This is a genomic window from Roseobacter sp. OBYS 0001 (genome assembly GCF_019654895.1).
Taxonomy (GTDB): Bacteria; Pseudomonadota; Alphaproteobacteria; order Rhodobacterales; family Rhodobacteraceae; genus Roseobacter; species Roseobacter litoralis.
Map to the genome: position 1 here is coordinate 42,272 of NZ_BPES01000008.1, position 23,760 is coordinate 66,031.

The following is a 23,760-nucleotide window of genomic DNA, read 5'->3' on the forward strand; positions in this document are numbered from 1 at the left end:
GCGCCAGTCCGGACGGCACACTCGTTCAGACTGGCGCATTTGGCTTTTCAAGTTTCCGTGTTTTGCCGTTCTTAGCACCGCTCACTCCGGTGGGGGCAGGATTTCCAACCCGACAGCGGCATACCAATCCGCAATCTCCCTGATCTCTGCGTCCGACAACTCCGCGGCCACGTCGGACATGATATCATGCTGACGCTTCCCGCGCTTGAACGCTTTAAGTTGCGTATCAATGTAAATGTTTGTCTCACCTGCAAGGTTTGGCGCATCAAGAAGTTGCGAGATACCATCCGCGCCGTGACAGGATACGCAGGCCTGCGGCGCGTTTGCAGCCAAGATGCCCTCGGGCAGTGTTGCGCGCGCCTCATGCGCGGCATACCACGCCGCCACGTCCGAAATTTGCTGCGCAGTCAGACCCGCAGTCACAACACTCATCATTTCATGCTGGCGCTGCCCGGTCTTGAAGGCCATCAGCTGACTTTCGAGGTATTCCACCGGCTCACCCCCGATATGGGGCGCGATTGGTATCGTCGCATAGCCGTCAATGCCGTGACAGGTGCGGCACATATTGGCGATTTTGCGCCCCGCTTCCGGGTCCCCCGCCTGTACAGGCACAGCGGTGCCCCCGGCGAGCATCAGCCCGCCGAGAAACAGTGTCATCAGAGCCTTCATTCGGACTGCGATCCGACGTAGGCAATCCGCCAGATCGCACCGGCAAAGTCATCCGATACCAGCATCGAGCCATCAGGCAGAAATTCGATGTCCATCGGGCGGCCACGATATTCGCCCGTGTCTTCATTCAGCCAACCGTCGGCGAAAACCTGTGCTCCGGCGGCGTTGCCCTCTTCGTCAAGGGCGGTGAACATCACCCGTGCGCCCACAGGTTCGGTCCGGTTCCACGACCCGTGCTGCGCCCAGAAAATGCCGCCGTGGTATCCTTCGGGGAAGCTGTCATCGTGATAGAACCGCATGCCAAGATCCGCCGCATGGGCCGTCAACTCAAGTTGTGGTTCAACAAAGCTGACCCCCTCTGGTCGCGGCACATCCTTATAGGCGGGGATCTCCACCCGGCTGTTGGTCCAGGGAAAGCCGAAGTGCTGCCCGGCTGCGGTCTGGCGGTTCAATTCGCCCGGCGGGATATCATCACCCATGCCATCGACCTGATTGTCCGTCCACCACAACTCACCCGTTGCAGGGTTGAAGTCCTGACCGACGGAATTACGAACGCCACGCGTATACACTTCGCGGTCTGACCCGTCGGTGTTTATGCGGATGATCCCGCCGATACCCCATTCGTCGTATATCTCAAGCTTTTCAACAGGTTGTACATTGTGCGGCTGGCCCAGCGAGATATAGAGTTTGCCGTCCGGGCCGATATCGCAGACCCGTGCAGTGTGGTTGAAGCTTTCTTCCTCGGCCGGGACAAGTTCGCCTTGCGCGACAACGACACCAACCGCAGGGTCCGGCCCTTCAAAGAAGAATTCAGCCGCCGGGAACACGAGGACCCGGTTACGCTCCGCGATATAGAGGAACCCATCCGGCGAGAAACAGGGGCCGTTGGGAATATCAAAGGTGATCGAGGGTGCAAAGTCTTTTACCTCGTCCGCCACACGGTCGCGGTCACGATCCACGATGGACCACATCTTGTCCTTGCGCGTGCCTGCAAACAGCACGGTGCCTTGCGGTGCCATCGCCATCGAACGCGCGTCCGGCACGACGGCGTAAAGGCTCACCTCAAAACCGTCCGGCACGTTTATATGATCGACAATTGCCTTGAGCGATTCCGCCCGCGCCCCGTCTTGCTCAACAAAAGTGAACGTGGCGTCCGTCTTTTGCATGTTGCTGAGTTTATCCATGTTGTCCTGTGCCATCAGTGGCGTGGATAAGATGGACGTACAAAGCATCGCCGCCAAGCTGCGCTTGATCATATTTATTCCTCCCAGAATGTATCTCGTCGTTTCTATTTCGCATGGCGAGAGCCTGTGTGCCCTCAACCATGAGAGGAGGTTTGCGCGAACGAGGACGCGTGTCAACGGTGAAGACCAGACGCTATCGTATGGTTTGAGTGCCCTGTGCGACGGCGCGGGCACTTATTGCTAATACCTTTTGCTATATTGCAAAATTAGGTTCTGGCTGGGCGCGAGGTACGCCTAAGAATCGCCAACTTTTACTGAGAGCGCGGAGGTCTGCATCCGATGTACGAATTCCGCATGTATCGGAAAAAGGCGCGAGCCTTTGACTGGATCACGCCAAATAGCCACCGTCCTTGAACGAAAATTCCGTCTCTTTGCCGATAATCACATGATCATGAATGGTCACGCCAATGGCAAGACAAGCAGATGACACCTGATCCGTCATCGCAATATCCTGCGAACTTGGCGACGGGTCGCCCGAGGGGTGATTATGCACGAGAATAATCGCACTGGCGTTAAGCTCCAACGCGCGCTTGGCAACCTCACGCGGATAGACGGGCACGTGATCAACTGTCCCTTTGGCTTGTTCTTCGTCAGCGATGATGACGTTCTTGCGGTCCAGAAACAAAACCCGAAACTGTTCCGTCTCGCGATGCGCCATTGTCGTGCGGCAGTATTCGATGAGGTCATCCCAGGACGACAAAACACAACGCTCAAGTATCTTGGCCTGCCCCATACGCTGTGCAAAGGCTTCGGCGAGTTTGAGCTGATAATAAACTTTGGGCTCCACCCCTTCGACTTGCATCAGCCGGTGTTCAGAGGCCGCGACAACTCCGTTCAGATCGCCAAACGCGCTCAACAGCCGTTTTGCCAAAGGTTTGACGTCAATGCGCGGAATCGCATTGAACAGCAAAAGCTCCAGTATTTCATATTCAGGCATGGGCGCGTGCCCACCTTTCAGGAACCGTTTACGCAACCGCTCCCGATGTCCCCAATAATGCGGGACCTTGTTGCCATCGCCGTCAATCAACAGCCCCCCACCCGCTGCGACATCCTTGGACAGGCGGCGCGTATTTTTATACGATGGCGTGAAGGCCGGTCTAGTTTCGATGTCGGGGGGCGGCATCCTCGCTTCCAAGTCATCAAGGCCCCGCAAGGCGTCTTCGGAAAATCCCTGCAGTTTCCGCGCAGGCGGATGTTTCAGGTCCGACCCCGAAGACCTCTTTTTCTTGCGCAAGAGTGAAGAGGTGGATGTCAGCCAACTATTCATGCCCATAATCCTCAAAGCGATTTTGTTACATCAATCGCTTAAAATGCGTGGTTTTGGTTAATGCATGGTTAACCAAAACAGGTCGCAAAAACTATTTATGGCGTACGAGCCCGTTGTTTTGGCTAACCGGGTCTTGTGCATCCTTCGGTGGGTTTTTGTCTGACCGTTCCACCTGTCAAAAGTCGTGCAATGAGCGCTGCGCGACCCAAAAAACGCGCATGCCATGGAAACCGCCGCAGATTTGGCGGTATGCTGGCACCAACCACAATGGAACAGCTGCACATGCACAAAAAATCATACGACCAACTTCGCTCTGCGCGCTGGTTTCAACCGGACGATCTACGATCATTCGGCCACCGCTCGCGCGCGATGCAAATGGGGTTGTCGCGCGAGGATTGGGAGGGCAAACCCGTCATCGCCATCCTCAATACATGGTCCGAGTTGCAACCCTGCCATATGCATTTCAAGGATCGGGTTGAGTTCGTCAAAAAGGGCGTGCTTCAGGCAGGCGGCATGCCGGTGGAAATCCCGGTCCATTCACTGGGAGAGCAGTTGTTGAAACCAACCGCGATGCTTTATCGCAATATGGTCGCCATGGAGGTCGAAGAGGTCCTGCGCGCGAACCCGGTCGATGGCGCGGTGCTGATGGGCGGATGCGATAAATCCACGCCTGCGCTGGTGATGGGCGCGGTTTCCATGGGCCTTCCCTTCATCTACCTGCCCGCAGGTCCGATGTTGCGGGGCAATTATGCCGGAAAGGTGCTGGGGTCGGGTGCCGATGCATGGAAATACTGGGATGAGCGGCGCACGGGGCACATTTCCAAAGAGGAATGGCAAGGCGTCGAGGGGGGCATCGCACGCTCCTATGGGCATTGCATGACAATGGGCACGGCCAGCACCATGACGGCCATCGCCGAAGGGCTTGGCCTGTGTCTGCCGGGGGCATCGTCCATCCCGGCCCCGGACGTGAACCACCAGCGCATGAGTGCCGCCTGCGGGCGACGCATCGTCGATATGGTCTGGCAGGACCTGACGCCCGATCAGATCATCACCCAAAGCAGTGTCGCGAATGCCGTGACCATTGCCATGGCCACCGGCTGTTCCACCAATGCTATCATTCACCTGATTGCCATGGCGCGCAGGTCCGGGGTGCCTCTGACGCTTGATGATCTGGACGCAATCGGAAAGACGACGCCCGTGATTGCCAATATCCGACCCTCCGGGCAGGACTACCTGATGGAGGATTTCTTTTATGCGGGTGGCTTGCCCGCGCTGATGAAAGAACTGGGCGACAAGCTGGATTTGGACGCACTGACCGTTTCGGGGCAGACGGTCGGGCAGAACATCGCGAGCGCCACGAATTACAACAGCGATGTGATCCGCAGCTTGAGCAACCCGGTCTACCGCGAAGGCTCACTGGCGGTGCTCAAGGGCAATCTGGCACCGGATGGCGCTGTCATCAAACCTGCCGCCATGGATGCGAAATTCATGACACATCGCGGACCTGCGATGGTGGCAAATTCCTATTCCGAATTGAAGTCGATCATAGATGACCCGCAGGCGAACATTACCGCCGACCACGTTCTGGTCCTACGCAACGCGGGTCCTCAGGGCGGGCCCGGCATGCCCGAATGGGGCATGATCCCCATGCCGCAAAAGCTGCTGAACGAAGGGCACCGGGACATGGTGCGCCTGTCCGATGCGCGCATGAGCGGCACGAGTTACGGGGCCTGTATCCTGCATGTGGCGCCTGAGGCTTTTGTGGGCGGGCCGCTCGCGCTGATCGAAACCGGGGATATGATCTCGGTCGACATTCCGAACCGCCGACTGGACGTAGAATTGACCGAACAGCAACTGGCAGAGCGTCGGGAAAACTGGGTGCCGCCAAAACCGCACTATGAACGCGGCTATGGCTGGATGTTTCTCAAACACATAGAACAAGCGGACAAGGGCTGTGATTTCGACTTTCTGCGCACGGAATTCGGCGCATTTGTACCGGAACCAGAGATCAATTGATTTGCAGCGCAAAGCAGACATATGATCCCGCAGGCGGGTCTGGATGAATTTCACGCATCGCTTATGCGATGGCAGTGTTGGGTATGGGGAATGAGCATGGACAAGGATGAAGAGAAAATCGCCGGACGTCTTCACGGGGAGCAAATAGAGCCTGAAAAAGCGGACAACCTGCTGGAGCGGCTGATTTACGTGCTGATCATCGCCGTCATGATCTCTTTTGCGCAAACAGTGCTGGGTGTCATGACCGTCATCCAGTTCATCATCATGCTGGTGAACAACAAACAGCCCAATGAACGGATAGCGGATTTTGGCACCGACTTGGGTATTTGGGTCGCGAAGGCGGCAAGATATCAAACCGCAGCAAGTACCGTAAAACCATGGCCCTGGACAGATCTTGATTGAGGCCTTGGGACGGGATCGGCCGCGCCCTGGATCGGATTGCCCAGCGCTTGCGAAGCATTGGGGCACGGCACCTGCTGTGCTTAACGATCCATTCAGATAGAAGCGGACGCATTCGATCCATATCGCAGGCCTGCGGGGCTGCTGTGAAAGACTGACAGGACCAATGATGACCCGCACCGCCGCTCTGCACCGCGCGACCGAATATTTCGACCAAGGGCGGTTTCAGTCCGACCTGACCCACCTTGTGAGCTATCGCACCGAAAGCCAGAACCCGTCGCAAACTGCACGCACTGAATGCGCGCGGTATCTCGACGTCGCCATCGGCCCACGCCTTGCAGCGATGGGTGTCACCTATGAGGTCATCGATAACCCTGATCCGCGCGGCGGCCCGCTATTGATCGGAGAGCGGCACGAAAGCCACGATCAGATCACCGTTTTAACCTATGGTCACGGAGACACAGTGCTTGGTCAGGAGGATATGTGGCGCGACGGGCTTGCACCTTGGACCCTGATCGAAGAAGGCAACCGCCTTTATGGGCGCGGCACGGCAGACAACAAGAGCCAGCACATCATCAACATCGCGGCCCTTGAGGCCGTGCTGGCCACGCGCGGGCGTCTTGGGTTCAACCTGCGCATCGTGATCGAAATGAGCGAAGAGGTTGGCTCAATCGGTCTGGCGCAGGTTTTCGCTCGTTATAAGGACCGTCTCACGGCGGATGTCCTGATCGCATCGGATGGCCCGCGCCTGCAACCCGACGTGCCGACCATGTTCATGGGCTCACGCGGGGCGACGACCTTTGATTTACTGGTCGAAACACATGAAGGCGCGCATCACTCCGGCAACTGGGGCGGGCTTTTGGCGGACCCTGCGATGATCCTTGCGCATGCGCTGGCGTCGATCACCGACCGGCGGGGCCAGATCAAGGTGCCTGAATGGCGACCTGACAGCCTGACCGATACGGTGCGCGCCGCCCTCAGGAACCTGCCGGTAACAGATGGGGATGGGCCAGCGGTCAATCCCGATTGGGGCGAAGAAGCGCTCACCCCCGCCGAACGGGTTTTCGGATGGAACAGTTTCGCGGTTCTCGCGCAGGTTTGCGGTGTGCCAGAGGCCCCGGTCAACGCGATTTCCGGCTGGGCGCGTGCCACATGCCAACTGCGCTATGTGGTGGGCACCGACCCGGCGGACGTAGTGCCTGCATTGCGCCGACATCTGGATGCGCATGGATTTGAGGATGTCCAGATCATAGAGCATGACCGCGGCTTCTTTTCGGCCACACGTCTCGATCCCAAGCACCCTTGGGCAGAATATGTCGCAAACTCGATCCGCGAAACCAGTGGCGGTGCGCTGCACATCCTGCCCAACCTCGCCGGGTCGCTCCCGAATGACAGCTTTACGGATATCCTTGACCTGCCCACGATCTGGGTGCCGCATTCTTATCGCGGCTGCTCGCAGCATGCGCCGGACGAACATGTGCTGAAATCCGTCTGTCGCAACGCGTTGCGTGTCATGGCGGGCATCTTTTGGGACGTGGGCACGGTTGGTTCAGCACTGCCAAAGAAATAAGACGTCTTCGTGCCTCAGCTATGTCCTTGATGAAACCTGCAACGGCCCTTAGAAAACAACACGGATCATAACGTCGCCGATGGCCCATACCTGATGCCTTTGGCATCAGATCATATAATGCCGCATTTACAAACCATGAGGTTGAAACGGCCCTCAGTTTTCTTATGTTGCTGCGCACGACCGGCCCAGACGCCACACATACAAAGGTTTTCACAATGACTGATGCAAGCGTAAAAGAGACATTTTCCTTTCAGACGGAAGTGGGTCAGCTTCTGGATATCGTTGCTGGATCACTTTATTCCAATCGTGAAATCTTCCTGCGGGAATTGGTGTCCAACGCCTCGGATGCCTGCGACAAACTCCGCTATGAGGCGCTGACCAACCCGTCCCTTGCACAAAATGCGGATGAATTCGCCATCTCGCTCGCGGTCGATAAAAAGGCAAAGACGCTTTCGGTCTCCGACAACGGCATCGGGATGAACCACGCCGATCTGCTCGACACGCTCGGCACGATCGCAAGGTCCGGCACCGGTGCATTTCTGAAAGCGCTGAAATCCGAGGAAAAGGGCGACATGGGCTTGATCGGCCAGTTCGGTGTCGGGTTTTACTCCGCATTCATGGTGGCCGACCGTGTGGATGTGCTGACCCGCAAAGCGGGCGAAGACGAAAGCTGGCTGTGGTCTTCAGACGGTAAGGGCGAATTTTCAATCGAACCCGGCGAGCGCGCCGAAAGCGGCACGACCGTCACGCTGCATATGAAAAAGGACGCGAAGGAGTTCCTAGAAGAGAGCCGCATTCGCCACATCATCAAGACCTATTCCGAACACATCAGCTTTCCGGTGCGGCTGGACACGGAAGCGCTGAATTCCGCCTCCGCGATCTGGACCCGCGCGCCCAAAGAGATTACCGAGGAACAGCACACTGAATTCTACCACCATGTCTCAAACGCCTTCGACAAGCCGTGGCATGTTTTGCACAACCGCGTTGAGGGCACGGTCAATCACACGAGCCTGCTTTATGTACCCTCCATGGCGCCGTTTGATCTCTATGAGGCAGAGCGCAAGAGCCACGTGAAACTCTATGTGAACCGGGTGTTTATTTCCGACAATACGCGCGATCTGATCCCCGCCTATCTGCGGTTTCTGCGCGGTGTGGTGGATTCGCAGGATCTGTCGCTCAATGTCTCGCGCGAGATGCTGCAGTCGGACCCGAAGCTTGCCAAGATCAAAACCTCCGTCACCAAGAAAGTGCTGGGCGAGCTGAAGAAGAAGGCCAAAAAATCCCCCGAAGACTATGCAGGTTTCTGGCAGAATTTCGGTGCGGTCCTCAAAGAGGGGCTGGTCGAAGACCCTGCCCTGCGCGATCGCATCCTTGAAATCTGCCGTTTTTCATCCACGAAATCCGGGGATTTGACCAGCCTGTCCGACTACGTCAGCCGCTGCAAGGAAGGACAGGATGCGATCTACTACATCGCCGGGGATGACGCCAAAAAGATTGCGCATTCCCCGCATCTGGAAGGGTTCAGGGCCAAGGACGTCGAAGTGCTGCTGTTGTCCGATCATGTAGATGAATTCTGGCTCCAGCACATCACGGAATTTGAGGGCAAAGCGTTCAAATCCATTACACGTGGGGCCGCTGATCTGGACAAGATCAACGACGGTGAAAAAACCGATGATGCCGAAGACGAGGCGCAAACGCGTGATCTTGCTGAACTGATTGCAGCGCTCAAACTGGAACTGGGGGCGTCAGTCAAAGACGTGCGCCCCTCCAAAAGGTTGACCGACAGCCCCGTTTGCCTGATCGCGGATGAGGGCGACATGGACGTCAACCTTGAGAGAATGCTGAAACGGCACGGCCAGTTGCAGGACGCGATGCCACGGGTGCTTGAGCTGAACCCGGATCACAGAATTATCACAAAACTGGCAGATCGCGCCAAAGCCAGCGAGGCCGCGTCTGATCCATTGCTCAGGGATGCGGCGCATTTGTTGCTGGATCAGGCGCGGATTGCAGATGGCGAAATTCCGACGGATCCCGCCGAATTTGTGCGCCGCCTCGGGTCGGTCATGGACAGCGCTTTGTAGGAACCTGCGCACTGCGGTGGTCGATTTGCACATGTGAAAACCGACCACCTGTCGAGGCAGCGCACAGGCGGCCAACGCATCGCTGACGGGGACGCTATTTTGCCCGTGCGCCTGAAAACGCAACGACCGCATGGGCGAGCACATCAAGCGTATCCACAACCGGGACCGGGGACGCAAGGCGCTGACTTGCAAGGGAAAACTCAGAGCAGCCAATGATCACGCAGGTGGCTCCTCTGGATTGTAGCTTTTGCGCCTCACGCTCCAGCAGGTCGATGTCCGCGTCGCCCGGGCCCGCTTTCTTGATCCTGCGTATGGCGGCCAGAATATCATTTTCCTCTTCAGGAAAGATCGACACAGTCCCGTTTTGTGCACAAAGGTCTTTGAACAAACCCGTGCTATTCGTCGCCGGCGAGGCAAGAAAACCGACAATCTCACCCTGTTTCATGGACCGCGCCGCATATGCGCAGGCCAGTTCCGGCATGTGCAAAAGCGGAATGCTGACGCTGCGCTTAATCTGCGGGGCGTATAGATGTGCAGTATTGCAGGGCATCGCTAGCGCTTTTGCACCCGCCTGTTCAAGCCTGACCGCCATTTCTGCAAGAACCGGTCCCGGATCGGGCCCGTCCTTTTCAATTAAATGGCGGATACGGGACGGAACTTGCGGGTTCATATCCACAATAAGGGGCACGTGATCCTGATCGTCCTGCCCAGCGGTCGCACCATGCACCCGTTGCATGAGGGCAATCGTCGCTTCGACGCCCATACCACCCAGAACACCGACGCGCCGAAACGCATCCGCCATCAGGACCAGCGGTTTGAAAAATCGAACGCCGCGTCATAGCCAAATAGGGCCACAGAGCCGCCGGTATGCAGGAAAACCACGCGTTCGCCCTTTTTGAAGTGGCCTTTGCGGATCAGATCGATGAAACCTGCCGCCCCTTTCGCCGAATAGACAGGATCCAGCAGGATCGCTTCCAGCTCGGCAAACATCTGAATGGCCTCAAGACCGCTGTCGGTGGGGATACCATAGCCTTCGCCCACATAATCAGTGTTGGCCACGACGTCTTCGCGCGCCACGACGCCGGGGCAGCCCAGTTTTTCAGCCGTTTTGCAGGCCAGATTATAGACGTTCTCTTCCTGTTTGGCTTTGGGTGCGCGCACGCCGATGCCCAACAGGGGAATCTGCGCGTTCATCGCCTTCAGCCCGACAATCAAACCCGCCTGCGTGCCCGCACTTCCGGTGGCCGTGACCATGTGGTCGATTTTGATCCCGCTGCTGTTCACCTGATTCAGCATTTCAAAGGCACAGTTGACATAGCCCAAAGCCCCGGTCGGGTTCGACCCACCGCCCGGAATGGTGTAAACCTTCTTGCCATCTGCACGCATTTCCACGGCCATCTCTTCGATCAGCGCATTGAAATCGCCGCCGCCGGGGCGTTTCTCAGTCGTCGCACCATGTAAATGATCCAGCAAAACGTTGCCGTTGTTGTTATAGTTGGCGTTATTCGATCCCGTGCGATCTTCGAGCACGATGTGACACTGCATGCCCATCTTTGCCGCGAAGGCCGCTGTCTGACGCGCGTGGTTTGATTGCGTGGCGCCTTGGGTCAGCACGATATCGGCCCCCTCCAGTTCCGCCTCTGCCATCAGGAATTCCAGCTTGCGGGTCTTGTTGCCGCCCGTGGACATGCCGGTGCAATCATCCCGCTTGATCCAGATCTCCGGCCCGCCCAATTCCCGGGTCAGACGGTCAAGGCGCTCCAATGGTGTGGGCAAGTGCGCAAGAAAACGGCGGGGAAAGCGGGCAAGATGCATTTTGGATCCTTAATTTGCTATATCCGCTGTTTACGTTTGACGAACCCTGAATGCTAATGCAAATTGCTGCCTCTAAATTGCGGAAATCGCAAGTTTTACATCATTCGGAGTGGATCTAAATGCGTTTGGAATGGATCGACGATATTCTGGCCGTTCTGGACAACGGGTCCTTGGCGCGGGCCGCCGAGAAGAGGATGTTGACGCAATCCGCCTTTACCCGTCGCGTGCGGCTCATCGAAAGCAGTATCGGCACAGAGCTTTTTGACCGCCGGCGTAAACCCGTCACGTTGATGCCCGGTGTCGAAGCGCTTGCACCGGAACTGCGCGACATCAGCATGCGGTTGCGCAAAATCAGGCTCAAGCTGAAAATGGCGACCAGTCAGACCGGCGTGGCATTGAGTTTCGCCTGCCAGCACGCGATCACCACAACCGTTTCGCCGTGGATCGTGCGCGCGCTCACCGCGGACCCTGATGTTTCGGTCAGGGTGCGTTCAAGCAATCAAGAGGAATGTCTGAGGCTCTTGCTGTCAGGTGAGGTCAATTTCGTGGTCATGTACACCTTGCCGGGGGTGCAAACGCCGTTCTTTGAACGCGCCTTTGACGTGCTGACCCTTGGCGGTGACGTCCTGATCCCCGTCTGCGCGCCCGATCTGGCCGATATCGCGCAGATGTCGCAGATCCCCGGCATAAGTTACCCCTCCGACGTGTTTCTGGGACAGGTTTTTGAACGCAACATCAGCCCACGGCTGCCAAGTGGTTTGCAGATTGTGTCAAAGGCGGAAACAGCACTGACGCTCGCAGCTTATGAATTCGCGCTTGGGGGAATTGGCGTGGCGTGGCTGCCACGTTCCTTGGTTGTGGGCGCGCTGGCCAACGGGTCGCTGATTTCTCTCGAAGACCAGCTTCCGACCCAGACACTGGATATAAAGGCTTTTCGCCTGTCAGAGGGTCAAAGCTCACAGTCAGATGTCACTTGGCGCAATGTGCTTTCGAGCATCGCATTGCCTGTGCATTTGAACGGCTTGGCGAAACCCTCGAACGACGCTGTGTCTGACGTTCAGTGAGCGGGCAACGCCGACGCCGGGCGTTCCATTCGATCTAATAAGGATCACCCGTCACCGACCCCGCGCGCTGGCATCTTTACCCGTTCAATTTGGCGAATGTCGGTGCGCCGGGCTAAACCGGTCAACCCTTAAGTTGCCGTTCTCGCAATTTGGCGAGCGAAGTTTGCATTAGACTAGCGCGCAGCAAGACGGTTAACCTTTAATCTATGCAAAACGCTCACTTTTTCCCTAGCTGCGCATATCTGACGGAGTGATTGGGCTACAGATCAGAACGACAGCGCCGAGCTTATCAATCAACAAGGAGTACCCGAATGCTATTTAAGAACACACTACTGACAGCGGCAGTTGCACTGGGCCTGTCGGCCCCGGTTGCGATGGCGGATGGTCACGGTGGCACGCTGGACAAAATCGCCGCAAGTGGTGAGATCGTCATCGGACACCGCGAAAGTTCCGTGCCGTTTTCATATCTTGATGAGAACCAGAACCCGGTTGGGTATTCGATTGATCTGTGCATGAAAGTCGTCGATGCCGTCGCCGCAGAGCTGGACCAGGAACTGAGCATCAAATATGTGCCGGTCAACCCCAAGACCCGTATCGCTTTGATGGCGAATGGCACCATTGATCTGGAATGTGGTTCAACCACCAATAACCTGACGCGCCAGCAGCAAGTCGAATACCTGCCGGTAACGTTTGTGACAGGCACCAAAATCCTGACGCGCAAGGATTCAGGCATCAACTCAGTTGCCGATCTTGATGGCATGGCTGTGGCTCTCGCCCAAGGAACAACCAACGAACGCGCCGTCATGGCCGCTGTCGAGGCTGCTGGGCTGGACGTCAAGATCCTGCCCGTACGCGATCACGCCGAAGGCATGCTGTCGCTGGAAACTGACCGTGTGGACGCTTATGCGACCGATCACATCCTGCTGCATGGTCTGATTTCAAAATCAAAGAACCCGGATGATTTCGCCGTTGTCGGTGATTTCCTGTCATTTGACCCTTACGCCTTGATGGTCCGCCGTGACGACAGCGCTTTTGAGCTGGTCGGAAAGAAAGCCCTCGCGGAAGTGTTCCGCACCGGAGAAATTGTTGAGATCTATTCCAAGTGGTTCGACCCACTTGGCGTGCCTGCGGATCCGCTCTTGCAGGCGGCGTTCATACTCGGCGCATTGCCAGAGTAAGCGAAAACCGGACCGGCGCGCAGATAGCCCGCCGGTCTTTTCATATGCGGGGCGCGACTGATGGACTACAATTGGAACTGGGCCGTTCTGTTTGAGGAGCAATACCTCAGCTGGCTGATCAGTGGCTTTGGATGGACCGTTTCGGTCGCGCTGAGCGCCTGGTGCATCGCCATTGTGATCGGCGCGCTGGTCGGGGTCGGAAAGACGGTGCCAAATCGTTTCATCCGGGCCATCTGCGCCACCTATGTTGAACTCTTCCGCAACGTGCCGCTGTTGGTGCAGATGTTCATCTGGTATTTTGCCGTTCCAGAAATGGTGCCCGACGACTGGGGCCGCTGGATGAAACGTGACATGCCAAACCCCGAATTCGTGACCGCTGTCGTCGCACTTGGCCTCTATACGGCCTCGCGCATCGCAGAGCAGGTCCGTGCGGGGATCGAAACCGTCCCACCCGGTTTGACCGCTGCCGCCACGGCCCATGGCCTGAACGTATCGCAGACCTATCGATACGTCCTGCTGCCGATTTCATTTCGCATGATCGTGCCACCGCTGACATCCGAATTTCTGACCGTTTTCAAAAACTCTTCACTGGCGCTGACCATCGGCCTTCTGGAACTGACCGCCCAAAGCCAGCAGATCGCTGAATACACCTTTCAGGGGTTTGAAGCCTTCACGGCTGCGACTGTGATTTACGTCTGCATCGCTCTGATCGCGACGATCCTGATGCAGATCCTCGAGAAATATACCCGCATTCCGGGCTATGTCGGAAAGGAGGGCTAAGCGATGGAAGACTTTGATTTCAACCTGATCTGGGACTCCCTGCCCTTCCTGTGGCAAGGCCTGCAACTCAGCCTTTGGCTGACCTTCCTGTCGATCATCGGCGGCATCGTTCTGGGCACGTTACTTGCATTGGCACGCCTGTCGGGCATCAAACCACTGGCGATGGTCGCCGCAACCTATGTGAACCTGATCCGCTCGGTGCCCCTGATCCTTGTGATCTTCTGGTTCTTCTTTCTGGTGCCTCTGGCCATCGGACGCCCCATCGGCAGCTTTTATTCCGCACTGATCGCCTTTGTCCTGTTTGAGGCCGCGTATTATTCCGAAATCATGCGTGCCGGCATTCAAAGCGTGAAACAGGGTCAGGTCCATGCAGGCCAGTCCACCGGGCTGAACTATTGGCAAATCCAGCGCTATGTCGTTTTACCGCAAGCCTTTCGCAACATGATCCCGATCCTTGTGACGCAGTGCATCATCCTGTTTCAGGATACCTCGCTGGTGTTCGTAGTTTCCCTGCGCGACTTCATGACGGCGTCGTCCATCGTGGCGCGCACCGAAGGCAGGCTGGTTGAAATGTACCTCTTTGCCGCCGTCGTCTATTTCGTAATCTGCTTCTCGGGCTCAATGCTCGTGCGAAGCCTCAAGTCCCGGATGAGCACATGATCAGCATCGACAAAATCAGCAAGTGGTATGGCGATTTCAAAGTTCTGAGCGATTGTACGACAAGCGTGACCAAGGGCGAAGTTGTCGTGGTATGCGGCCCATCGGGGTCTGGGAAATCGACATTGATAAAATGCGTCAACGGGTTGGAACCGGTGCAGGAAGGCCGCGTTGTCGTGGACGGCGATGAGGTAACGGCCAAAAAGGCCAACCTGACGGCTCTGCGCTCGCGCATCGGCATGGTGTTCCAGCACTTTGAGCTGTATCCGCATATGTCTGTGCTGGAAAACCTGTGCCTTGCCCAAGAAAAAGTCCTCAAACGCAGCCGGGCAGAGGCCGTTGCCCGTTCTGAGAAACTGCTCACCCGGGTCGGCATGGAGGATCACGCGAGTAAGTACCCCAGTCAGCTTTCGGGCGGACAGCAGCAGCGGATTGCCATCGCGCGTTCTTTGGCGATGGACCCGATTGCCATGCTCTTTGACGAGCCAACCTCCGCCCTTGATCCCGAAATGATCAAGGAGGTGCTTGATGTCATGGTGGAGCTTGCTCAGGAGGGGATGACCATGATGGTCGTGACCCATGAAATGGGCTTTGCGCGCAAGGTCGCCGACCGGGTCATTTTCATGGATGAGGGTGCGATTATCGAGGACCGGCCAACCGCCGAGTTTTTTGACAACCCCGCAAGTGATCGCGCCAAGGACTTTCTGTCAAAGATACTCAATCACTGAGGACAAGGCAGACATTTCGATCCTCATCAAAGTGGGTCGCACACTGCTCTTTGCCCATATATCAAACAGCACAAAACCGAACTGCCTTCGTTCGGATTCTATGATAGGTCGAATCCAGAGGCCGCTGCGTATTACTTTCCGGGCAGGCGCGCTAATCGGGGTCAGCGTTTCAGACGTTGACCGCATGGCGCAGAGGCTTCAGACAAAACGGAACGCGCGCAATCGCACTTTGTGAGATCTGATTTGACCAGTACCAAAACCACAGCCCACGATTTGGCAGAGCGGGTTCGCGCGCATCTGTGCAAGATTGCCGGGCAATCAACGCCGATCACCTATCAGGCGCTCGCATTGAATTTGAACCTGTCACCGCCAAACACAATACACCAACTGACGGTCGCGCTTGAGGTTCTGATCGAACAAGACGCCGCCCAATCCCGCCCCTTGATCGCCGCGCTTGTGATCAGCAAAGCAAGGGAAGGCTTGCCCGCCCCCGGCTTTTTCGGCTGCGCAGCGCGGGTGGGACGCTTTGAGGGCGATGCTTCGGGACCAGAAGCGGCCACATTTCACGAAGCGGAATGCGCCACGGCGACCACGTTCTGGCGCACCATTTCACCCTGAGCCGACGAAACGCTTCGACAAGGGCCTGACCTTTCTCAATGCGCTTGCTTTGCCGCTGTTACAAAACGGGCAAATCCAGCTCTTGTCGTTGGCAGTGTGCGCCTTTCCTCCAGGCGCAAAACGGCACGCTTAAATCATCAGTCCTGTGCGGGCGTGACCGCTGCGCATACTGATCGTTTTTCCTCTTCAGGGCCGCGTGTTTTTACATACGCGCAATGGCCCGTATGATATCTGATCCCTATGGATATCGTAGTGATCACAACCATCATCGCGTCGCTGTTCCTCGTTATCGGGGTGTCAGAGCCTTTGGCCGCGCGTTTGCGACTGCCTTACACGGTTATTCTGGCACTGGTCGGCATTCTGATCGGGGTGGGCGCGCTGTTCTTCCTGCGTACGGATCTGACGGATGTGCTCAACCCCGTGGCCGAGGCGATCCTTGGCCTGCCAATCAAATCCAACGTGTTCCTCTATGTCTTTCTGCCAACTTTGCTGTTTCAGGCCACATTGGGCATGAACCTGCGGCGTATGATCGACGACTGGGTGCCGATCCTGACCCTTGCTGTCGTTGCCGTGGTCGTGGCGACGCTGTCGGTGGGCTATGCGCTGGCCTCTGTCAGTGCTTTGCCTTTGATGGCCTGCCTGCTGGTGGGCGCGATTGTCTCCACGACGGACCCTTCTGCCGTGGTGTCGATCTTCAGGTCCATCTCGGCACCACGGCGTTTGTCCCGGATCATCGAGGGAGAAAGCCTGCTGAACGACGCTGCGGCCATCGCGCTGTTTGGTCTGTTCATGGGGTTCGTTATGCTCGGCATCCCAGACCCCACTCTGAGCGACGCATTCATGCAATTCCCATTGCTGATCATCGGTGGCGCGCTGATCGGTTGGCTGGCTGCGCGATGTGCGGTCTGGGTCATGGCGGCGTTCGCACGCTATGAGCTGGCGCAAATCTCAATCTCTGTCGCGCTGCCCTATCTGGCATATATCGTCGCAGAACAAAGCGTCGGGGCCTCCGGTGTGATTGCCGTTGTCGTTGCAGGTCTAACCCTGAACCTGACAGGACCGGGCAGGTTGTCGCCGCAATCCTGGGCGAACCTGCGCGAAGTCTGGGAACTGCTGGCCCATTGGGCAGGGGCGCTGATCTTTATCCTCGCCGCCCTTCTTATTCCCCGCCTCCTTGAAGAAGTCCGTCTTGGTGATCTTTTCTTGCTTGTCGTGGTCATTCTCGCGGCCATTGCCGCCCGTGTCGTCATCCTGTTTGGGCTTTTGCCCTTGCTGACCATTCTACGCATTTCACCCCCGGTAGAACGGCAGTACCGTGTTGCCATTCTTTGGGGCGGTCTGCGTGGTGCTGTGACGCTGGCGCTTGCCCTTGCCGTCACCGAAAGCGCAAGAGTGCCGGGCGAACTACAGCGCGTGGTGGGTATTCTCGCCACCGGATTCACGCTTTTCACACTGATGGTGCAAGGAACCACCCTGCGTACGGTGATCCGTCGGCTTGGTCTGGACCGCCTGTCACCGATCGAAGATGCGCTGTCGCGGCAAGTCGTTGCAGTAGCTTTGCAAACGGTGCGGGAGGATGTCGCGCGCACTTCGGAGAACTACGATCTGACACATGACATCGTGCGCGCAGAAGCAAAACATTTTGGTGAGCGGCTGGATACAGCAGTCAAACTGGCCGAGGACGCCGACGATATTCTGGAACGGGACCGTGTCACCCTTGGCTTGATCGCACTGGCCGCTTTTGAGCGTGACATGATACTGGAACGGGTCCGGGAACGCACGATATCAGCGCGGATGGCCGAACAGGTGATCCAGAATGCGGATCGGCTGATCGAGGCCGCCCGTACTGGCGGGCGCACCGGCTATCAACGCGCCGCGCGCCGCTCCGTGGCCTACGGCAAGACATTTCGCACCGCCGTGCTGCTGAACAGCCGTCTGGGCATATCATTCCCCTTGGCCCGAATGACGGCTGACCGCTTCGAACAACTCCTGTCACAACGTTTGATCCTCAAGGATATGGGGACATTCATCGAGGGTCGCATACGCCGGATATATGGCCGCAGGCTTGCAGATCTTTTGCAGGAAATGCTCACAAGACGTATCGAGATGGTCGAAACTGCGCTGGAGGGTTTGCGCCTGCAATACCCCGGTTATGCTGAGGAACTCGAGCGTCGCTTCATCAGGCGGACCGTCCTTCGCATCGAAGAGCGAGAGTACAACACCATGCGCGAAGATGGTTTGATTGGCGCAGAAGTTCACACCACGCTGATGCAGGACCTCACGACGCGACGCGCTGCGATTGAAGACCGCCCGCTGCTTGATCTGGCGCTTCAACGTGTGGAGCTGATCCGGCAATTTCCACTCTTCGTAGACCTCGATGAAGCTGCCGTGAAACGGCTATGCCGCGCGTTCAAGACGCAATACGCCAATGCCGGTGACCTGCTGATCACGAAAGACAGTGCCGCCAAGCAGGTCTACTTCATCGCATCCGGCGCAGTTGAATTGGAAAGTGCAGGCCAGTCCTGGCGGTTGGGACGCGGAGAGATGTTCGGGCAAATGGCAATTCTGATAAAGAAAAAAATCCGCGTTGAAGCGCGTGCCATTGCGCCGTCAACCTTCCTCGTCCTTGATGAACACCGCTTCCGACGTTTGCTCTCACGCAGTGCAAAACTACGCTCGGCAGTACGCGCCAGCGCCGAAAAACGCGGCATCGACCTTGAGGGATTGCAGGCGGATCAATCGCATTCCCCCTGATATGCGCCGGCGCGCGCCTGCTGCGATACTTGCAAAAGATGCGCACTGAGGGGTGTGCTGACGGTTCAAAAATGCCCGCGCTTTCGGATGACCCCAATGCATTCGACGCAGAGTGGCGGTCGGGCCGGTGTCCCTTTACGATATTTTAGAGTCTCGCTTTGATTATGTCGGTTGGCAGGATTTGCTTTAAATGAGGGAAAATAAAATTGGCTGAAAGAAATTCACCGACATCTTCACAAACAAAACAAGCGTTTGAGCAAAGCGCCGAGGACGCTGACACCCTCGTTCACCTCGCAAAACTGGAGCCCCTGACAGATGGCGGCCTTCGAACATCACAGCTGCTGAGCGAAACCCTGGCCATTGCCCCCGACCACCATGAAGCGCAGGTGCTTCAGGAGCGCCTGCACCAGATGTTCGTTCCGCGCTGGCATTTCCCGATGCTTGCCGACAAGGCGCGTAACCGCGCATATGCCAAGGCGATAAAAGCCAAAGTTCGCCCCGGTGATATTGTACTCGACATCGGCTGCGGTGCGGGATTGACCGCAATGCTGGCGGCGCGCGCGGGTGCAAAACATGTCTACACCTGCGAACAACAGCCCCTGATCGCCCAAGCAGCAATTCGGGTCATCAATGACAATGGCCTGAGTGATCGCATCACGGTCATTCCGAAATTGTCCCATAATCTTGTGGTGGGTGTGGATATTCCGGAACCTGCGGATGTGGTGATCTCGGAAATTGTTGACACCGTCCTGCTTGGCGAAGGCGCGCTTGCGACACTCACCCATGCGATGCACATGCTTGCCAAACCACAAGCCCGCGCGATCCCCGAACGCGGGACATTGATGGCGCAACTCGTGCAAAGCGAAGGGCTCTTGAACCTGTTGCGCCCGCGGGAGGCAGAAGGATTTGATCTGAGTGCCTTTCATCGCTTTGCCAGCGTCGCGCAACTTACACCCAATGATCTCACAGCCTGTCGGCTGAAGCCCTTAGGACCCGCATCAGAGCTATTCCAGTTTGATTTCACCAAGCCAAACGTGAGATCCGCACGCAAAACGACGGAACTTTCCTGCGCTGACCCCGGCACCATCCACGCGGTCTTTGTGAGTTTCGAGATGGAACTGGCCCCGGGTATCCTGCTTGCAAACGACCTCGATTCCGACGGCCACTGGGGACGAACCGCTTTCTTGCTGGATCGCCCGCAGTTCGCAGCAGAAGGCGGCCACTTGACAGTCACCGCTCAACACGATGCATCCCAATTGAGCCTTACGGTGACAGCTGACAACTCCCTCTCCAATGATGGAGATCATGCCACGGGCTGGCTAAAGCACGCACTGGATTTGCCACCGCATCTCTGGGACGCCCCTCATATCACCTCGCAGGCCAAGACAAAAAGCGGGGCATCGAAGGCAAAAGACAGCGTTAAAAAGTTAGCAAGTTGAGGAAAAAAAGCTCTGCTGACCAGACTTAGACTGTGCATTCCCAGCACGTAAAATGGCAAGAAGGTGCGGCATCAGCACCTTTTTCCTACCGGTTCTTTGGGTATGCCCGCCTGTGGAAAATGCAGGTCAAGGTGCCAAGATCGAAGTGTCATTCGAATGAGTGCACCGGCCTTTCCATGGCACTTCGAAGCAACAGTATACTCTATCACGTCACCCTCATAAAACGCTCAAACCACACCGCTTTGCAACGCACATCTCCGGTTTTCAAAACCTGAAAGATTGAGCAACAAACAGCATTTCCATCGATATTTGTGAACACGGTGGATCGCCGTCGCGCCGGCCAGCCTAGCTTGGATATTTCGTCCCGCAAACAGATACGGAGTTTCGCAGCTTACTCAAAAAAAATCACAGGCCAAGCCTGAAAAGGGACATATGAATGCGGCGCCTTCGTCGATCGGACGGCCTGCAACGGTAATGACCTTCCCCCCGAAACTTCGCTCGTTCTGATCTAGAGTTTGCTCAACCTTTTTAAGGAGTAAACGAGTGCGTCGTGAGCGCGGCCAACGTAAACCTTCGGTTTGGACGTCATTTGCAAAAGGGCGCAGCAACACCGTCCGCGCGTTTGATTAGACGTGTTCTGATCGAAAAAAATAGCTTGGCACAGCGGCCGGCTGGTCTAAACTATATGCAACCACCGATGACACACCTTGCGTTTATTCAGTTCCCCACAAACTCAGTCGAGCCATCTCTGGCCACAAAGGTAAGAAGCTTTTCGAACGGCATCGGTTTGGCAAACAGGAAACCCTGCAGCCGATCACACCCCAGATCGGCAAGGACGGCGGCTTGTTCCCGCGTTTCCACGCCCTCAGCCGTAATACCCATTTCAAGCGCGAGCCCGATTTCGACGATTGAACGCACAAGCCGCAAACCACTATCACTCTCGGTCACTTGCGCAACCAAACGGCCGTCGATCTTCAATCGGTCCGGACCGATGCGCTGTAGTGCAACGACCGACGCGTGCCCACTGCCAAAGTCATCTATTTCAATCGTGATTCCGATGTCGCGCAAGCGGTCCAGTTGGAAAAGGAATGCGTCGTCCTCTTCTTCAAAAAAGATAGTCTCCAACAGTTCAAAACAGATTTTCCCTGAATACCCTGACACTCGTGTTCTGATCTCATTGATGCTGTTCTCCCGCACCCGGCTTGCGCTCACATTGAAGGACAGCGAGGGCCGGGATGGCAAATGCGGCAGAACGCCTTCGCAGTCTTTCATCGCCTTTTCAAAAATCATTTCATCAATGCTGGCGGTTACGTTGAGATCCGTTGCGGTTGCCAGAAAACCTTCTGGCGCCACGATCCCTTTTTCCGGATGCTGCCAGCGCGCCAGAACCTCCACGCCCGCGACGTGACCTGTTTTGGAGTCGATTTGTGGCTGATAGTACGGCACGAACTCATCCTTTTCGATGGCACGCAATACATCATCCGCCAGCGTTTTATTTTTTAGGATGTCCTGCAGGTCGCTCCGGTCAAACAAACCCAGTCGACCGCGTCCTGCGCGTTTGGCCTTGTAGAGCGCGATGTCTGAGTTCGTCAGCAGTCTATCGACTTCTGAAAGCGGCGTTTCCGCAACCCCTATTGATGCCCCAAAGCGACACTCCTTACCTTCAAAATACACCGGCATCTGGAGCTCGTTCAGCAAAGTGGTTGCCAACTGAAAGGGGCGTGTGCTGCCCGTCTTAAAACGGAGCAAGACAACAAATTCGTCCCCCCCGATGCGGGCGATAACGTCCTGCGGCTGTACCTCGTGCCTGATACGGTTTGCCGTTTCCAACAGGACGTGATCACCCGCAGCATGCCCCATCGTGTCATTGATCTGCTTGAAACGGTCCAGATCAATATGCAGCATGGCAATTTCGCCGCCATGCGTCCGCTGGCACTCTGCAAGCTCTTGAAACCTTTGCGACAAATGGCGACGGTTTCCCAGACCCGTGAGGTCATCATGCACTGCTGTATGGGTGATTTCCTCATTCGCGCGTTCCAGTTTCTTTGTATAACGTTCCACCGCGCGCCGCTGATTGACCACTTCGGTAATGTTCAGTCGCAACACCACATATTCGCCATTCTTGGCTTTTGAACGCACAATACGGAAATGCTGACCGTCCGCGAATTCAAAGTCCTCAACAGATCTGTCAAGAAGTTCGGGGCTATAGTATCCCTCCAGCCACTCCTCCTCCCGGCCCCTCGCCGCCGGAATACGCCCCGAAAAAGCCGCTTGTCGCAAGAGGTCTTTCAGGTTGGTTCCCGTGCGCAGTTGTTGGGGTGTGTCCGTGACGGACCTCGCATAAGCCGGGTTCCAGACCACCAGATTGTGCTCCGCATCGTAAATTGCGAATGGATCAGGGTAAGCGTTGATGGCAGAGATCAAGCGCTCCTGAGCCGCCTCAAGCGCGCGGCGTTGTCGCACAAGCTCGGTTGTATCAATCCTCAGCATCACCAGGTCGCCGTTCTTTGCGCGTGACCTCAAAAGCCTGTGGTGAATGTCACCGGCCAATTCCAGATCCTGAACAGGTTTGGCAACATCCGCTTCCTGATGCTCAATTGACGCCCACTCTTTCTCCTTTCCGATGGCTTGCACGATCTTGCCGCCTTCGATTGCGATGCGGGCCGCCTCTGTTCGGTGCATCCCGACGTAAAGCGCCGCAGGATCGTCCGTCATTGACCGGCTATAGGCATCGTTCCAGACGATCAGACAGTCATCCTTGTCGTAAATCGCAAAGGGCGAAGGATAGGCATCCAAGGCAGCAATCAATCGCGCGCGGGATCGTTTAGCTTTGGCCTCGGCGTCTTTCAGCGCTGAAATTTCACGATAGGTTGCGCAGATGAAGCGTTCTGCCTCCGGGTCATCTCCGGCATCCAGAAAGGAAATGCTGGCCCAGAATTGAGTGCCATCCGCGCGGGTGAATTGCGATTGGGTCGATGGGTTTCGCTCCAAGTCTGTTTGATCTGTGGTAAGCGCCGCATAGAGGCGCAACGTGGTCCGAAGCTCACCGATCTCGTCAAAGGATCGCCCGGTTATGTCGCTGGGCGCGTAACCGAAAAGGCGGGAAAAACCCTTGTTGATATAGGCGACACGGGCGATGTCACACCCGGGCGAAATGCATCCAACCACGACGGCATCGCCGGTGAGATCCATAAACGTCCTCTGAAGTGTCTCGAACTTCATCGCCACCTCTACCTCGAAGCCCTTGCCTTAAACGATTTTCGTTAGGGTCTGATGAACAGGTGTCTCCAATTCTGCGCAGTGAGCCTGTTTTTGCGCGGGATTCTGTGAAACATCTCGGTTTTTGAAACACACAGAGGCTGGTTTCAGATTCCCCGACGGTGGACCTTGGTCAGGGCGTCGGCGGATGAGCGGACATGCATGTGCGCAACGCCGTTTGACGAAACCTTTGAACCTGCTCTACAGTCGCTTTCGAAGGCGG

Annotated in this window: 18 protein-coding genes; 12 read left to right on the forward strand and 6 right to left on the reverse strand. The window is 56.6% G+C overall.

Annotated elements, in window-relative coordinates:
* Window positions 1-81: 81 nt before the first annotated feature.
* The 3 genes from K5Q35_RS15410 to radC all read right to left on the reverse strand — a co-directional run bounded on the left by K5Q35_RS15410 (window position 82) and on the right by radC (window position 3,186).
* Window positions 82-669: a cytochrome c gene (locus K5Q35_RS15410; protein WP_220800189.1), complete on the reverse strand. Its 588-nt coding sequence runs from the start codon at window positions 667-669 to the stop codon at window positions 82-84.
* Complete coding sequence (locus K5Q35_RS15415) at window positions 666-1,925, reverse strand: sorbosone dehydrogenase family protein (protein ID WP_220800190.1); 1,260 nt, start codon at window positions 1,923-1,925, stop codon at window positions 666-668. Before K5Q35_RS15415 ends, K5Q35_RS15410 begins: the two co-directional genes overlap by 4 nt.
* A 316-nt stretch (window positions 1,926-2,241) precedes the next feature.
* Window positions 2,242-3,186, reverse strand: a complete 945-nt coding sequence (gene radC / locus K5Q35_RS15420) for a DNA repair protein RadC (protein WP_374758637.1) — start codon at window positions 3,184-3,186, stop codon at window positions 2,242-2,244.
* A 276-nt stretch (window positions 3,187-3,462) separates the two neighbouring features.
* Here radC and araD point away from each other — a divergent pair, with 276 nt between their 5' ends.
* The 4 genes from araD to htpG all read left to right on the forward strand — a co-directional run bounded on the left by araD (window position 3,463) and on the right by htpG (window position 9,246).
* Window positions 3,463-5,196 carry an L-arabinonate dehydratase gene (gene araD, locus K5Q35_RS15425; protein WP_220800191.1) on the forward strand — a complete coding sequence of 578 codons (1,734 nt, stop codon included), beginning with the start codon at window positions 3,463-3,465 and terminating at the stop codon, window positions 5,194-5,196.
* Window positions 5,197-5,292: 96 nt separating this feature from the next.
* Complete coding sequence (locus tag K5Q35_RS15430) at window positions 5,293-5,598, forward strand: DUF4389 domain-containing protein (RefSeq protein ID WP_044025190.1); 306 nt, start codon at window positions 5,293-5,295, stop codon at window positions 5,596-5,598.
* Window positions 5,599-5,764: 166 nt separating this feature from the next.
* A complete protein-coding gene (locus K5Q35_RS15435) occupies window positions 5,765-7,165 on the forward strand; it encodes a M20 family metallopeptidase (RefSeq protein ID WP_220800192.1) in 1,401 nt (466 codons plus the stop codon).
* Between the two features lie 215 nt (window positions 7,166-7,380).
* Window positions 7,381-9,246 carry a molecular chaperone HtpG gene (gene htpG / locus K5Q35_RS15440; RefSeq protein WP_220800193.1) on the forward strand — a complete coding sequence of 622 codons (1,866 nt, stop codon included), beginning with the start codon at window positions 7,381-7,383 and terminating at the stop codon, window positions 9,244-9,246.
* A 94-nt stretch (window positions 9,247-9,340) separates the two neighbouring features.
* On the opposite strand, the gene K5Q35_RS15445 is transcribed toward htpG, so the two are convergent.
* The gene (locus tag K5Q35_RS15445) at window positions 9,341-10,048 is read right to left on the reverse strand and encodes an aspartate/glutamate racemase family protein (RefSeq protein ID WP_220800194.1); all 708 of its coding nucleotides are present in this window, start codon (window positions 10,046-10,048) and stop codon (window positions 9,341-9,343) included.
* Entirely contained in the window at window positions 10,048-11,061 is a 1,014-nt protein-coding gene (locus K5Q35_RS15450; RefSeq protein WP_220800195.1) for a D-cysteine desulfhydrase, read from the reverse strand. The genes K5Q35_RS15445 and K5Q35_RS15450 overlap by 1 nt, the downstream gene beginning before the upstream one ends.
* A 119-nt stretch (window positions 11,062-11,180) precedes the next feature.
* Here K5Q35_RS15450 and K5Q35_RS15455 point away from each other — a divergent pair, with 119 nt between their 5' ends.
* The 8 genes from K5Q35_RS15455 to K5Q35_RS15490 all read left to right on the forward strand — a co-directional run bounded on the left by K5Q35_RS15455 (window position 11,181) and on the right by K5Q35_RS15490 (window position 20,279).
* On the forward strand, window positions 11,181-12,125 hold the full coding sequence (locus K5Q35_RS15455; protein ID WP_013960711.1) for a LysR family transcriptional regulator: 945 nt from the start codon (window positions 11,181-11,183) through the stop codon (window positions 12,123-12,125).
* Window positions 12,126-12,436: 311 nt separating this feature from the next.
* On the forward strand, window positions 12,437-13,303 hold the full coding sequence (locus K5Q35_RS15460; protein WP_220800196.1) for an amino acid ABC transporter substrate-binding protein: 867 nt from the start codon (window positions 12,437-12,439) through the stop codon (window positions 13,301-13,303).
* A gap of 60 nt (window positions 13,304-13,363) precedes the next feature.
* Window positions 13,364-14,083: an amino acid ABC transporter permease gene (locus K5Q35_RS15465; protein WP_220800197.1), complete on the forward strand. Its 720-nt coding sequence runs from the start codon at window positions 13,364-13,366 to the stop codon at window positions 14,081-14,083.
* Between the two features lie 3 nt (window positions 14,084-14,086).
* Window positions 14,087-14,743 (forward strand): amino acid ABC transporter permease, encoded by a 657-nt coding sequence (locus K5Q35_RS15470; RefSeq protein WP_013960708.1) that lies wholly within the window; start codon window positions 14,087-14,089, stop codon window positions 14,741-14,743.
* Window positions 14,740-15,468, forward strand: coding sequence for an amino acid ABC transporter ATP-binding protein (locus K5Q35_RS15475; protein WP_220800198.1), 729 nt, complete (start codon window positions 14,740-14,742; stop codon window positions 15,466-15,468). The genes K5Q35_RS15470 and K5Q35_RS15475 overlap by 4 nt, the downstream gene beginning before the upstream one ends.
* 243 nt (window positions 15,469-15,711) lie before the next feature.
* Window positions 15,712-16,086 carry a hypothetical protein gene (locus K5Q35_RS15480; RefSeq protein WP_220800199.1) on the forward strand — a complete coding sequence of 125 codons (375 nt, stop codon included), beginning with the start codon at window positions 15,712-15,714 and terminating at the stop codon, window positions 16,084-16,086.
* Window positions 16,087-16,326: 240 nt separating this feature from the next.
* Window positions 16,327-18,840 carry a cation:proton antiporter gene (locus K5Q35_RS15485; RefSeq protein ID WP_220800200.1) on the forward strand — a complete coding sequence of 838 codons (2,514 nt, stop codon included), beginning with the start codon at window positions 16,327-16,329 and terminating at the stop codon, window positions 18,838-18,840.
* 206 nt (window positions 18,841-19,046) lie between these two features.
* A complete protein-coding gene (locus K5Q35_RS15490; RefSeq protein WP_220800201.1) occupies window positions 19,047-20,279 on the forward strand; it encodes a 50S ribosomal protein L11 methyltransferase in 1,233 nt (410 codons plus the stop codon).
* A gap of 717 nt (window positions 20,280-20,996) precedes the next feature.
* Here the strand turns inward: K5Q35_RS15490 and K5Q35_RS15495 are convergent.
* A complete protein-coding gene (locus K5Q35_RS15495) occupies window positions 20,997-23,471 on the reverse strand; it encodes an EAL domain-containing protein (RefSeq protein WP_259650552.1) in 2,475 nt (824 codons plus the stop codon).
* Window positions 23,472-23,760: the final 289 nt, after the last annotated feature.

Bases quoted from the DNA above. Each gene is read 5' to 3' on its own strand.
- K5Q35_RS15410 (WP_220800189.1), bottom strand. From the start codon at position 669: ATGAAGGCTCTGATGACACTGTTTCTCGGCGGGCTGATGCTCGCCGGG.
- K5Q35_RS15415 (WP_220800190.1), bottom strand. From the start codon at position 1,925: ATGATCAAGCGCAGCTTGGCGGCGATGCTTTGTACGTCCATCTTATCC.
- radC (WP_374758637.1), bottom strand. From the start codon at position 3,186: ATGGGCATGAATAGTTGGCTGACATCCACCTCTTCACTCTTGCGCAAG.
- araD (WP_220800191.1), top strand. From the start codon at position 3,463: ATGCACAAAAAATCATACGACCAACTTCGCTCTGCGCGCTGGTTTCAA.
- K5Q35_RS15430 (WP_044025190.1), top strand. From the start codon at position 5,293: ATGGACAAGGATGAAGAGAAAATCGCCGGACGTCTTCACGGGGAGCAA.
- K5Q35_RS15435 (WP_220800192.1), top strand. From the start codon at position 5,765: ATGACCCGCACCGCCGCTCTGCACCGCGCGACCGAATATTTCGACCAA.
- htpG (WP_220800193.1), top strand. From the start codon at position 7,381: ATGACTGATGCAAGCGTAAAAGAGACATTTTCCTTTCAGACGGAAGTG.
- K5Q35_RS15445 (WP_220800194.1), bottom strand. From the start codon at position 10,048: ATGGCGGATGCGTTTCGGCGCGTCGGTGTTCTGGGTGGTATGGGCGTC.
- K5Q35_RS15450 (WP_220800195.1), bottom strand. From the start codon at position 11,061: ATGCATCTTGCCCGCTTTCCCCGCCGTTTTCTTGCGCACTTGCCCACA.
- K5Q35_RS15455 (WP_013960711.1), top strand. From the start codon at position 11,181: ATGCGTTTGGAATGGATCGACGATATTCTGGCCGTTCTGGACAACGGG.
- K5Q35_RS15460 (WP_220800196.1), top strand. From the start codon at position 12,437: ATGCTATTTAAGAACACACTACTGACAGCGGCAGTTGCACTGGGCCTG.
- K5Q35_RS15465 (WP_220800197.1), top strand. From the start codon at position 13,364: ATGGACTACAATTGGAACTGGGCCGTTCTGTTTGAGGAGCAATACCTC.
- K5Q35_RS15470 (WP_013960708.1), top strand. From the start codon at position 14,087: ATGGAAGACTTTGATTTCAACCTGATCTGGGACTCCCTGCCCTTCCTG.
- K5Q35_RS15475 (WP_220800198.1), top strand. From the start codon at position 14,740: ATGATCAGCATCGACAAAATCAGCAAGTGGTATGGCGATTTCAAAGTT.
- K5Q35_RS15485 (WP_220800200.1), top strand. From the start codon at position 16,327: ATGGATATCGTAGTGATCACAACCATCATCGCGTCGCTGTTCCTCGTT.
- K5Q35_RS15495 (WP_259650552.1), bottom strand. From the start codon at position 23,471: ATGGATCTCACCGGCGATGCCGTCGTGGTTGGATGCATTTCGCCCGGG.